The organism is Plebeiibacterium sediminum (genome assembly GCF_026013605.1).
Taxonomy (GTDB): Bacteria; Bacteroidota; Bacteroidia; order Bacteroidales; family Marinilabiliaceae; genus Saccharicrinis; species Saccharicrinis sediminus.
In genome coordinates, this window is the sequence record NZ_JAPDPJ010000018.1 from 40841 (window position 1) to 53610 (window position 12770).

The 12770-nt window shown below is 33.3% G+C and carries 10 protein-coding genes; all 10 read right to left on the reverse strand.

Features of this window, described 5'->3' with window-relative positions; all coding sequences use genetic code 11:
- Positions 1 to 56: 56 nt before the first annotated feature.
- Positions 57 to 2615, reverse strand: coding sequence for an adenosylcobalamin-dependent ribonucleoside-diphosphate reductase (locus OM075_RS09710; protein WP_301190308.1), 2559 nt, complete (start codon positions 2613 to 2615; stop codon positions 57 to 59).
- 393 nt (positions 2616 to 3008) lie between these two features.
- Positions 3009 to 4232 carry a 3-deoxy-D-manno-octulosonic acid transferase gene (locus tag OM075_RS09715; protein WP_301190309.1) on the reverse strand — a complete coding sequence of 408 codons (1224 nt, stop codon included), beginning with the start codon at positions 4230 to 4232 and terminating at the stop codon, positions 3009 to 3011.
- Positions 4233 to 4374: 142 nt separating this feature from the next.
- Positions 4375 to 5550: a phosphoglycerate kinase gene (locus tag OM075_RS09720; RefSeq protein WP_301190310.1), complete on the reverse strand. Its 1176-nt coding sequence runs from the start codon at positions 5548 to 5550 to the stop codon at positions 4375 to 4377.
- Positions 5551 to 5728: 178 nt separating this feature from the next.
- Positions 5729 to 6580, reverse strand: coding sequence for a 3'(2'),5'-bisphosphate nucleotidase CysQ (cysQ, locus tag OM075_RS09725; RefSeq protein WP_301190311.1), 852 nt, complete (start codon positions 6578 to 6580; stop codon positions 5729 to 5731).
- 18 nt (positions 6581 to 6598) lie between these two features.
- Complete coding sequence (locus OM075_RS09730) at positions 6599 to 7168, reverse strand: hypothetical protein (protein ID WP_301190312.1); 570 nt, start codon at positions 7166 to 7168, stop codon at positions 6599 to 6601.
- Positions 7168 to 8007 (reverse strand): DUF4296 domain-containing protein, encoded by an 840-nt coding sequence (locus tag OM075_RS09735; RefSeq protein ID WP_301190313.1) that lies wholly within the window; start codon positions 8005 to 8007, stop codon positions 7168 to 7170. Before OM075_RS09735 ends, OM075_RS09730 begins: the two co-directional genes overlap by 1 nt.
- A gap of 12 nt (positions 8008 to 8019) precedes the next feature.
- The gene (locus tag OM075_RS09740) at positions 8020 to 9414 is read right to left on the reverse strand and encodes a sugar transferase (protein ID WP_301190314.1); all 1395 of its coding nucleotides are present in this window, start codon (positions 9412 to 9414) and stop codon (positions 8020 to 8022) included.
- A 43-nt stretch (positions 9415 to 9457) separates the two neighbouring features.
- Positions 9458 to 11065, reverse strand: a complete 1608-nt coding sequence (locus OM075_RS09745; protein ID WP_301190315.1) for a hypothetical protein — start codon at positions 11063 to 11065, stop codon at positions 9458 to 9460.
- Positions 11066 to 11183: 118 nt separating this feature from the next.
- Positions 11184 to 12284, reverse strand: coding sequence for a GDP-L-fucose synthase family protein (locus tag OM075_RS09750; protein WP_301190316.1), 1101 nt, complete (start codon positions 12282 to 12284; stop codon positions 11184 to 11186).
- 74 nt (positions 12285 to 12358) lie between these two features.
- Positions 12359 to 12757 carry a GxxExxY protein gene (locus tag OM075_RS09755; protein ID WP_301190317.1) on the reverse strand — a complete coding sequence of 133 codons (399 nt, stop codon included), beginning with the start codon at positions 12755 to 12757 and terminating at the stop codon, positions 12359 to 12361.
- Positions 12758 to 12770 lie beyond the last annotated feature (13 nt).

The window sequence follows — 12770 nt, forward strand, 5'->3', positions numbered from 1 at the left end:
GCGAGCAAACCAATGGTTCACCCGCTTTGAAGTAAAAAAGTTATATAGGCAAAACTTTATCCACATTTTGAAGATCCACAATCAGGACAAATTAAACATCCTTCCTGATAAGTCAGATTCTCTGAACCACATGATTCACAAGCTCCTTTTTTAGCTTTTGTTCCGTTTGGAATATATTTTTTAAGTGCTCTTTCAACACCATTTTTCCAGGTATTAATTGATTCGCTATCCAATTGTAGTCCGGATACTAAATCTATAGCATCTGCAATGGCCATACCATGACGCAATACACCAGAAATTAATTTAGCATAGTTCCAGAATTCTTTATCAAATTTATGACTCAATCCCTCAATAGTAGTTTTGTAACCTCTCTTATTCGTGTATTGGAAATCATATCTTGACACGCCCTCTTCATCTCTGCTTTTGATAATTAAACCTGTATTTACAGATTTAGGAATAAGAATACCATCCTCATCATCAGCTAATCCTGTAAAGATTTCATATGGACGACCATCCATTAGACCTACAAATGCGATCCACTTTTCTTTATTATTTTGGAATCTTACTACATCAGCATTTAACTCATCTGGTCTCTTCTTTGAGAAACTAACCTTTGTCTCATCCTCTTTCTTATCAGTATCAGCAACAAGAACTCCGGCACGCGAACCATCTCTGTAAACAGTAACTCCTTTACAACCACTTTTCCATGCCTCAACATACAATTCTCCAACTAACTCTTGAGTTGCAGTAGCTGGAAGGTTAATTGTAACACTAATTGAATGATCAACCCATTTTTGAACTCCTCCTTGCATTCTTACTTTACTTACCCAATCTACATCATTAGATGTTGCTTTGTAATAAGGAGATTCCTCAATCAATTTATTCAATTCTTCCTGAGTATAATTTTTAGTAGTAGAATGTCCTTTTGCTTCCATCCATGTAACAAATTTATGATGGAAAACAGTATATTCTTCCCAGCTATCACCTACCTCATCAATAAAATCCACACGAGTTTCTGGATCATTTGGATTTACCTTTCTTCTTCTTTTATAAACAGGTAAAAATACAGGTTCAATACCTGAAGAAGTCTGAGTCATTAAACTTGTTGTTCCTGTTGGAGCGATTGTTAAAAGCGCAATATTTCTACGTCCATGCTTTTTCATATCCGCTGCTAAAGATGGATCCGCTTCAAACAATCTGTTAATAAATGGATTATTAATTTCTTTTTTATAATCATATATTGGGAAAGCACCTCTTTCTACTGCCATTTCTACAGAAGAACGGTATGCCGCTAAAGCAAGATTTTTATGGACTTCAATAGAAAAATCAACTGCATTTTCACTACCATATCTTAGGTTCAATGCTGCTAACATATCTCCTTCAGCTGTTATACCAACACCGGTTCTACGACCTTCCTCTGCTTTCTTACGAATATTTAACCAAAGGTTCTTTTCAACTAACTTAACCTCATCAGTTTCAGGATCTTCATCAATTTTATTTAAAATACCATCAATCTTCTCTAATTCAAGATCAATAATATCATCCATAATACGTTGTGCATAACCAACATGCTTTTTAAACTTATCAAAGTTAAATTTAGCTTTATCAGTAAATGGATTTTCAACGTATGAATATAAATTTACGGCTATTAATCGGCAGCTATCATAAGGACACAAAGGAATTTCACCACAAGGATTTGTAGAAACAGTTTCATAACCTAAATCAGCATACGAATCAGGCACTGATTCACGAATAATGGTATCCCAGAAAAGAATTCCAGGCTCTGCAGACTTCCAGGCATTGTGCACAATTTTATTCCAAATTTGACCTGCATTAACCTCTTTTGTATACTGAGGATTTTCAGATTTTACTGGATATTGCTGTTGGTAAGGAACTCCATCAACAACTGATTTCATAAAATCATCATCAATTTTCACAGAAACATTGGCTCCAGTTATCTTACCCTGCTCTAATTTAGCATCAATAAACGACTCTGAATCAGGATGCTTAATAGAAACACTTAGCATCAAAGCACCTCTTCTTCCATCCTGAGCAACTTCTCTTGTAGAGTTTGAGTATCGCTCCATAAAAGGAACAATACCTGTAGATGTTAATGCAGAGTTTTTAACAGGCGATCCTTTAGGACGAATATGTGACAAATCATGACCAACACCACCCCTACGTTTCATCAATTGAACCTGCTCCTGATCAATTTTCATAATTCCACCATAAGAATCCGAAGCTCCATTATTTCCAATTACAAAACAGTTTGACAACGATGCAATTTGAAATTGATTTCCAATTCCTGCCATTGGTCCTCCTTGTGGAACGATATATTTAAACTCTCTAAAAAGTTCAAACAACTCTTCTTCCGTCATCGAATTTGGATACTTCGTCTCTATTCGAGCAATCTCTTTTGCCAGTCTTCTATGCATATCATCAGGATTTAATTCGTAGATGTTTCCATCTGAATCTTTCAATGCATATTTATTTACCCAGACACGAGCAGCAAGCTCATCTCCGTTAAAATATTTTAAAGCGGCATTATACGCCTCATCATTTGTGTAAATCTTCTTCAATTCCTCAACTTTTTGCTCGATTTGTGAAACAGCCATAGTCTTATAAAATTTTAAATACCTTAATACCTAGAGGTTATGATTTTTTGTGCTTTATTTTCTACGAATGTAAAATTAGAAAAGAGATCTTTTTCAGACAAGAAATACTTATGAACACACACGAAAGTTGTCCAATTCAAACAGCTTATCCACTGAATTTGAATATATTAACTTTTGTAAAAAAGTTTAAAGTTGTCCAAAAAAGATTTTTTTATTAACAATTTGATTTTTATAACGTCCATCAATTGGAATGTTCAAATCGCTTATTATATAGTCATATTTTTAACGAATTGTCAGCTAAAAAAGAAAAGTTCCCAATTTTGGAAAGATTCATTCAAATAATGGAATATTAATGAACAAGTAATTAACAATTAACAAGAGTATTTTTTACTATCAATTCGTTATCTCCTTGATTATTAGACCAGTTGCACCTCTCATCTTTTCAACATATTCATTAGATGCCTCAGAAGCATCTTTATAAAAAGCCTCATCCTGAAAAAGATGATTCATTATCTCATTAAATTCGGTTTGGTTACTAATTGTATACCCACCTTTAGAGGCAATTAAATCACAAGCCTCCTTATATTTTTTATAATTAGGTCCAAAAACAACAGGTAAACCAAAAGTAGAAGCTTCAATCGTATTATGAATCCCACTCCCAAATCCTCCGCCAATATAGGCAACATCACCATATCTATACATTGAAGATAACATACCCATTGTATCTACAATCAATACTTTTAAACTTGTTAAATCCACGCCATTTAACTTCGTATATCGAGCTGAAGAAACCGGCAACATTTCTTCAATTTGCTTAATATGCTCTTCATGTATTTCATGAGGAGCCAATAGTAATTTTATCTCAGTATTTAGTTTAAGATATTCAGCAATAAGTTTTTCTCCGGCAGGCCATGAACTCCCCCCCACCAATACTTTACTTCCTCTTGAAAATGCTTCTAAAACAGGATATTCTTTTGAAGCTTGAGCTATTTCCCAAACCCGATCAAAGCGGGTATCGCCAGATACACAATAGTTCGTAATTCCAATTCCCTTCAATAATTCAGCAGACTCCTCATCCTGAATAAACAACTTTGTAAAGCAAGTAAGTATATTTCTATAGAAACCTCCATACCATTTAAAAAATACATGTTCATGTCGAAATATGGCAGAAATAATATAAGTTTTGATGCCTGAATTTTTGAGATATCTTAAATAATGATGCCAGAATTCATACTTCACAAAAATACTGACTTCAGGATTGATAGCATCTACAAACTTTTTTACATTCCTTTTTCTATCAGAAGGTAGATAAAATATATAATCGGCATATTCATAATCCTTACGAACTTCATATCCCGAAGGAGAAAAAAATGTTAGTACTAATTTCTTATCCGGATCTTGTTTCTTAATAGCTTCAATCACCGGTCGACCTTGCTCAAATTCACCCAAAGAGGCACAGTGCACCCAAATCGTTTTCTCTGTTATATTCAATTGCTTTATTGAGCACATAGTTGCCTTTCTTCCCATCAACAACAATCGCCCTTTCTCATTAAATAAAGAGAATAATCTGATAGCTAAATTATAGAATAATATACCTGTATTATATAAGTACAACATTGTATCGATTTAAAAATTCATGCAAAGATACAAGTTTAACCAGAGCAATAAACATATTCTGATTCAGAAAATTCTTTATTATATAAAACAAAAAACCCGCAAGAAAAATCTTGCGGGTCAATTATATTATTAAAGAATATTACTATTCAGTAACAGCTTTTACTCCTGGTAACACTTTTCCTTCTAAATACTCAAGAGAAGCACCACCTCCAGTAGAGATATGACTCATTTTGTCAGCTAATCCACTTTGATTAACTGCAGCAACTGAATCACCACCCCCAATAATTGAAATTGCGTCAGAAGCAGCAACTGCCTCACAAACACCAAATGTACCTTTTGAGAAGTTTGGCATTTCAAAACATCCCATAGGACCATTCCAAACTACAGTTTTAGCTTTAGCAATTTCAGCAGAATAAGCTTCAACAGTTTTAGGACCTACGTCAAGAGCCATTCTTCCTTCTGGGATCTCAACACCTACAACTTGGATATCTGCATCATCAGCAAATTTATCTGCAGCTAAGTTATCAACTGGTAACATGAAGTTTACTCCTTTAGCCTCAGCATCAACTAAAATTTGTTTTGCAGTCTCAATTAAATCATCCTCAACTAAAGAACCACCGATTGAGTGTCCTTGAGCTTTAAGGAATGTATATGCCATACCACCACCAATTAAAATAGTATCAACTTTTTCAATCAATGATTTCAACACTTCTAATTTTCCTGAAACTTTTGCACCACCAACGATAGCAACAAATGGCTTCACCGGATTAGCAACAGCACCTCCTAAAAACTTAATTTCTTTATCTAATAAGAAACCAGCCATTTTATCCTCAAAATATTGAGCAATAATAGTAGTAGAAGCATGAGCACGGTGAGCAGTTCCAAATGCATCATTAACGTATACATCAGCTAAGTCAGCTAATTCTTTAGAGAATGCTTCATCACCATCAGTTTCCTCATTGTGAAAACGTAAGTTTTCTAACAACATTACTTCACCCATTTTTAAGTCATCAGCCATAGCTTTAACTTCTGCACCAACACAGTCAGGAGCCATTTTTACATCTACGCCTAATTTAGTTGATAAATGAGCAACAACGTGCTTTAATGAAAATTTATCTTGAGCTTCACCTTTTGGACGACCTAAGTGAGACATTAAGATTACAGCACCACCGTCAGCTAACACTTTTTTGATAGTAGGAAGTGCAGCAACAATACGAGTGTCGTCAGTAATTTCAAATTTATCGTTTAAAGGCACGTTAAAATCCACACGGATAATCGCCTTTTTTCCTGAAAAATTGTAAGTATCAATTGCAGGCATGTCAATAAAATTATATGGTTTTTAAAAAATTTAATTCAATTATTGCGCATCATATAACCAGTATGTTATTTTTGCGATCACAAAGGTAAGAAAAAATTAAAATTACAACTGAATTAACAAGGTGTTATGCAACAAATTGTAATATTTTGATCCAATATGGTAAATAAATAATAGTAAATCAGAAATTTGATTTAGAAATCAGCATAAGCAATTGTTCTTCAGAAACTTTTTCTCCTGCAACAACAAACCATGCATTCAACAACTCTTGTCTATTATAATCAAATCTTGCCTGAGTTTTCCAATTGATAAATTTCATGCCTGCTCCCTCAGCCACAGCTTGCCCTGCAGCTGTATCCCATTCCATTGTTGGTCCTAATCTTGGATAAACATCAGCACTTCCCTCAGCTACTTTACATATTTTAATGGAACTTCCTACCGACATAAAATCAGTTTTTCCATACTCATCTTTCAAGATTTCTGTAAATTCTTCTGTTTCTTTGGATAGGTGACTAACACTTGCAACAATTCGAAAAACATCACCACTTTTTCCTAGAGGTAATTTTTGGGTGTTCCCTATATCTAGTTTCTTAATATCTGTTACTCTCCAATCGTCATTCAATTGCACCTTATACGATGAGCTTGCGGTACCTCCATAATATAAAACACCTGTAGCAGGAACAAACACAACACCTAATACAGGATAATTATTTTCTATTAAGGCTATATTTACTGTAAACTCACCAGTCTTCTTAACAAATTCCTTTGTTCCATCTAATGGATCTACAATCCAAAGTTTATTCCACCCTTTTCTTATCTCAAAATCTTCATGTTTGCCTTCTTCACTTAAGATAGGCAGATCGGTAGTAAGAAGACATTTTTCAATAATGTTGTGCGCTGCTTTGTCTGCTAAAGTTAAAGGCGAATTGTCAGCTTTCTTTTCTACACCAAAATCGCCATTTTCAAATATATCCATAATTGCTTTACCAGCTTCAATAGAAGCATCAATAGCAACCTTTAATAATTTATCCATAATATTTTTTAGTAGATACTATACAATCAACTTTATCTTAGCTGATCCCGTTAACCTCATTGTTTCATAATTCATTCCTGAAATTGCTATTATTCCTGGTCGTTTCCCAACCTCCAGACTCCCATACTGATCATTTACCTCGAGTATAGAAGCATTCTCAATTGTATATCTCATCAACGAGTCAACTCCGGACTTATTAAACTTCAGAAAATCAAACAATGAATTATACTCATTATTTAGCATAGAGCATTTATTACTGGTTTTAGTAAAAGAGATACCTCTTGTTCGATATTTTATAATATCGGAATAATCATCTTCAGAAGCACCCAATACTTTAATTCCTGAAATCACCTGACGATTTATATATTTTTGTATCTCAACGCTCTCATTTTGTAGAATTGCAGTTCGGAAGAAGTCTACAAAACCAGGACACAGAAATCCATTAACCAACTCCAACGAAGGCTCTTCAATAAAACTGGATCTTTCTCTAATTTCAACTATAGTTCCATCTTGATCAAAAACTATAACAGGAAATTTCCCTACAGAACCATCTGGATGCAAAATAAAATGAGCAGCTATCTTTCTCATTATTTGGTTAAAAGTTCTTGAGGTGCATCAATCGATATTGAATCAATTCCAATTGGAAGATATTCAAATTCTATGTTTTTAATTCGAACATTTACAACATCATCCGTATCATGCTTAAGTAAGTATCCTTGAATTTGTAATATTTTAAGTGAATCTTCAGAAGCAACAATTACTTCAGACTTTCTACTTCCAAATGTAACCGGAATTTTATAATTAATCGTATCATAACTGCTATCCTCATACATTGGAATAATCTCCAAATTTACTTCTTTCACCATATTCCCTTTTAAGAATTGATAAAAAGCACTGATCCTATATCCTGATTCGTTAATCGTATCGACCCCAATATTAAAAGGAATTCTTCTATCAAATGTATCTTTAGGCTGAACAACTAAAGATCTTTTTTCTTTTTCCCAAATATTTCGGGCTTCCTTTAAAGCTCTTTGTCGCTCAATTTCTTCCTTAATATCCTTAACTTCGAGCTGCCATGTAGCTTCTTTCTCTGTTAAAATAGCTACCACATCATCATAAACTTTGGAATAAATTTCCGGGTGAGCAGTATACCAAGATACGATTGTATCAAATTTTTCCTGAGTAAGATTATATTTCGACAAAACAGTATGATAGCAACCATTGGCTACATCATTCATACTTCTTTGTTTTAATCGCATCTGCGAAATCACGGATTCTGTAAAATGCACATCAGCCAAAATTTGAGCAAACTCCTTTTCTTTGGGAAATTCATTAGGAACTCGATTTTCCAGGTTACAACTTTGTAATAAAATCAATAACAAAAGCGTTAACCTTATTGATCTAAATGTGTATTTTTTTGATATCATTCCTATTATAAATTAATGCCCATCAGCTATTATCATTGTCCTGATGGTTTTTAAGAAAATCACAAAATCTAACTTCAATGACCAATTGTCGATGTATGCTAAATCCATTTTCATCCATTCTTCAAAAGGAATATCATTCCTACCAGAAACCTGCCAGGTACAGGTTATCCCTGGTTTCATGGATAAACGCCTTAAGTGCCAACGCTCATATTCCTTAACTTCCTGTGGTACCGGAGGACGTGGCCCAACCACTGACATATCCCCCATCAAGACATTAAAAAACTGAGGTAATTCATCTAAACTTGTTTTCCTTAAGAATCGGCCAATTTTTGTAATACGAGGATCATTTTTCATTTTAAACACCGGCCCATCCATCTCGTTTTCTTCCATAAGTGTTGCCTTTAGTTCTTCCGCATTTACTACCATCGTACGAAATTTATAGGCATAGAACTTCCTACCTCTTAACCCAACTCTTTTCTGCTTAAAGAAAATAGGTCCTTCTGAAGTAAACTTCACCAATAGCGATAACGTTATAAAAACTGGTGACGCCAAAACAATAACAAAAAATGAGAAAATAAAATCAAAAATTGCTTTCACTTGTATTGCCAAATAATCTGTTGGAATATTTGCGATAGTGAGCAATGGCATTGTATTGTAATGATGGATGTGCGCTTTACTTTTTAACATGTTAAAGAATGGAGAATACATTCTAAAAATTACTCCAACTTCAGAACAAACATGAGCCATTTCCTCTATTTCTTCAACTTCCATATGTTCCTTGATAAAAATGACTTCATCAATTGTTTTATTCTCTATTAAAGAAGCTACATCATAATCAGGCCCCAAAACGGGAGCAATACCGCCATATGTTTTGGATAATACTTCATCTCCAATTATAGAAACAATTTTATAACCCCATTCTTTATATTTAATAACTTGCTCTATAAAAGGAGCAGCAGTATAATCACCCACAATGACAATGGCTCTAGAGTTTCTACCATGTTTTCTGGCTCTTTTAAAGAATTCATATAGACTCATTTTAAAGCCAAACATTAATACTAAGTTAATTAGCGCAAAATAAACTAAGGGTTCGAAACCTATATAATACAGATTAAAAACCAATACAGATAATCCAAGTATCGAAGTCCCGGTTAATACAAGTGCCAGACAATTAAATAATATGGCTGAATAGGGTCGGGAGCGATGGACTTGAGCCAATCTGAAATACTTACCCAGCAAATACCAAAATAAGGCAATAATTAAGTGTAGAATAATTGAATCTTTATACTTTATAAAGGAAAAATGACCAAAATAAAGGAATAAGGATGCATTAAAGGATAACCAAGCAATAGCAACCTCAACAAACGCTAAAAAGTTATTTACAACTTTCTCTTTTTCTCTTAACATGCTGTACAAGTGTTTTTTTTGATTTAGAGCGGTACAAAGATAATTATTTTACTTGAACTACTATTCCAAACATTATTCCAAAGGCATCATATAAATCTCCGGAGTCATATGATATTGATGTTTTTAAGTTCAAGTTTTCCAAATTCTTATTATGATAAGATAAACTCAAATTAGAATACCATTGTGATTTTCCTCCTCGATAATAGAACTCAGGATCCTTTTCCCAGCTGTATCTTCGAATGTATTCCTCCCCATAACTTCCATAATTTTTTGAATAGGTAGACTTAAATAGATAATTAAATCCATCGAAAATAGTTCCATCAATGCCAATATGAAAACCTTTGACTCTATTATTAACAAATATTACAGAATTATTCGGCTCCCACTCCTGAGCGTAGGCCTTAGCTAAATAGTAGGTATGATACAACGGCATTCCCATAGGCTGACCAAAATAAGTCCACCCATTATAATACATGCCATTATTGTTATAATCATCTCTTTCTCCATATCTATTTCCTCTGTTCCAATTCTCCATTAAATAATCCTCAAACTCTTCATCTGTCCATCCATGTGTTTCAATACCGTAAGTATTCATCATAAAAGCATCATAATCTTTTATTCCTTTTATAAAGATGATATTGCCATCTGGATCAATTGGATCAGGAAGTCCACCCCCTGCCTGGAAATTTGTTTTAAACAATTCTACAGATACATTTTTTATAAACTTTAAATTAAATATATCAGCGAACATCCCAATTTTATAATCATGATTACGAAATCGATATAATTTCAAACCTGTCCTATCAGCAAAAGGCTTTTGTATATAAAATTGAAACTTCCCTAATTTATTTTGGTATGAAAATCCAAAATCCCAGAATCCATCATGACCACCTGCCACATTTGTTGCATCTCCACCTCCAACTTTTTCTGAAGGCTGGCCAAAAAAGGTAGCCCAATAATCTACCGGTATTTTTTCTCCATTAGCTCTCTCTCCTCCTAATAAAGCTGCATGAAATAAACCTATATAAGGTTGATATTTATTTTTATTCCATTTAAGATATACCCACTTTTCATGAATCTGTACATTTCTAGCGGCATTACTTCTTCCTCCATCCAGTCTATTATCATTCAATAATCCATGAGACAAACCTCCTTTTATTGCAAACAACTGATTAAAAAACGGCACTACTTTATAATCAAAAATACCAATTTGAGCTCTTGGCACAGGCCGGACATTGGCATTTCGCATAAAGGTACCCACCATTAAATCTTCATGTGTTGAGATGGGAGACCAAGCCTGTTTACCAATACTTAAATCTATTAAATTAAAAAACTTCGCATTTAAATAACTCTCCTGAAGAAAGCTTTCCTCTGTTTTGTTTTTAAATACTCCAGAAGTACCTATTAATAATTCAATTCTTTTATTGGTTGTTATATTGTACTTAAAACTCCCTAAAACCAATCCTTGTGTTTGCTCAAATGGATCAATAATTCCCCAATTATTTGAATATTGGTAATGTGGTTGTATATTCTTATTGGAAGAAGTTAAAAACTGAGATTCAACATTAATATTTATTTTTTGTTGAGCCCTTAAATTCATACTAAACAAACAATACAGCATCAACAATATAATAATCAAACGATATTTCATTCTAAAAATAATTCTATCAGTATTAAAAAAGATCCCAAAGATACACTGAAAAATTTACAATCATAAAAAAAGCTCACCTGGTATAGTGAGCTTTAAGAGAAATATAAACTAATATATCTTATTGAATTGAAGTATACCATTGGTACATCTTTTCAATCCCTTCTTCAATATCTATTTTATGTTGCCATCCTAAATCATGAATTTTAGATGGATCAGTTAATTTTCTCATGGTACCATCTGGTTTATCAGAATTAAAATAAAGTTCACCGTTAAATCCTACTTTACTTTTTATTGCCTCTGCAAGTTGCTTTATAGAAACTTCTTTACCAGTACCAATATTAATATGGGTATTTTTTATTTCCTTACCTTCAGTATGCGTATCCTTAAAGTCAATCTTTTCCATAGTATAAACACATGCTTCTGCCATCTCTTCAGACCATAAGAACTCCCTCATTGGTTTTCCTGTGCCCCAAATCTCTATAGAAACTTGCGAATTACTCGAATTATTACGATTTATTAGAATACCATATTTTTTTAAGATAGCAAGTATCTCTTCTTCAGTATTGTTTCCATTCACACCTTCGATTGGGTTTTTATCCAAATCAGACCTTAAAGCTGCCCAATCATTTTGCTCCAAACATTTGCCAAGATGGTTTTTACGAACTAATGCAGGTAATACATGAGACTTTTCCAAATCAAAATTATCGTTTGGTCCGTAGAGATTAGTTGGCATTACAGAAATAAAATTAGTGCCATACTGAATATTGTACGACTCACACATTTTTATTCCTGCGATTTTAGCTATGGCATATGGTTCATTGGTATACTCCAAAGGCGATGTTAATAAACAATCCTCAGTCATGGGCTGTGGAGCTTCCTTAGGATAAATACATGTTGACCCTAAAAATAATAATTTTTTAACACCTGATTTATAGGCATGATGAATCACATTATTCTGAATCATCAAATTTTCATATATAAACTCTCCACGATAAGTATTGTTGGCAACAATACCTCCAACTTTTGCCGCAGCAAGAATTACATATTCAGGTTTTTCTTGTTCAAAAAAAGTTTCAACAGCCAGCGTATCTCTCAAATCCAACTCAGAACTACTTCTTCCAATTAAATTTGAGTATCCTTTTTCTGTTAATATTTTCCAAAGAGCAGAACCAACAAGCCCCTTATGGCCAGCCACATATATCTTACTTGTATATTCCATATACATGCGAATTTCTCTAATTAATACTTATTATGCGAATTATAAAGATTACGAATAAAATGAATTACTACAAATCATTCAAATTTTTGTGAATAGGATGAATTTAGAATTCTTTTGTGTGTTAAAGAAGATGTACCAAAATTTACTAACAACCCTAATTTGTAATTAATCGCACGAAGATAATTTCCTGTTTGATTAAACTGATCTCTATAAAAACCGTTAACAGCCTTTATCTCAAGAATAATTTTACCGTAACATACAAAATCAGCTACGTAATACTTCCTTAACGCTTTACCCTCATAAATTATGGTTAACTTCTTTTGTCTTTCAAAAGGTATATTCTGCTTCTCAAATTCCATTTCCAAAGCCTCTTGATAAACAGCTTCTAGAAAACCAGGACCTAATTGGGAATGAACATTAAAACATGCTCCAATAATTTGATAACTTTCATCCTTATAAATTATCTCAACCACAACTTAAAATTCG

Bases quoted from the DNA above. Each gene is read 5' to 3' on its own strand.
- cysQ (WP_301190311.1), bottom strand. From the start codon at position 6,580: ATGGATAAATTATTAAAGGTTGCTATTGATGCTTCTATTGAAGCTGGT.
- OM075_RS09735 (WP_301190313.1), bottom strand. From the start codon at position 8,007: ATGATATCAAAAAAATACACATTTAGATCAATAAGGTTAACGCTTTTG.
- OM075_RS09750 (WP_301190316.1), bottom strand. From the start codon at position 12,284: ATGGAATATACAAGTAAGATATATGTGGCTGGCCATAAGGGGCTTGTT.
- OM075_RS09740 (WP_301190314.1), bottom strand. From the start codon at position 9,414: ATGTTAAGAGAAAAAGAGAAAGTTGTAAATAACTTTTTAGCGTTTGTT.
- OM075_RS09710 (WP_301190308.1), bottom strand. From the start codon at position 2,615: ATGGCTGTTTCACAAATCGAGCAAAAAGTTGAGGAATTGAAGAAGATT.
- OM075_RS09720 (WP_301190310.1), bottom strand. From the start codon at position 5,550: ATGCCTGCAATTGATACTTACAATTTTTCAGGAAAAAAGGCGATTATC.
- OM075_RS09745 (WP_301190315.1), bottom strand. From the start codon at position 11,065: ATGAAATATCGTTTGATTATTATATTGTTGATGCTGTATTGTTTGTTT.
- OM075_RS09730 (WP_301190312.1), bottom strand. From the start codon at position 7,168: ATGAGAAAGATAGCTGCTCATTTTATTTTGCATCCAGATGGTTCTGTA.
- OM075_RS09715 (WP_301190309.1), bottom strand. From the start codon at position 4,232: ATGTTGTACTTATATAATACAGGTATATTATTCTATAATTTAGCTATC.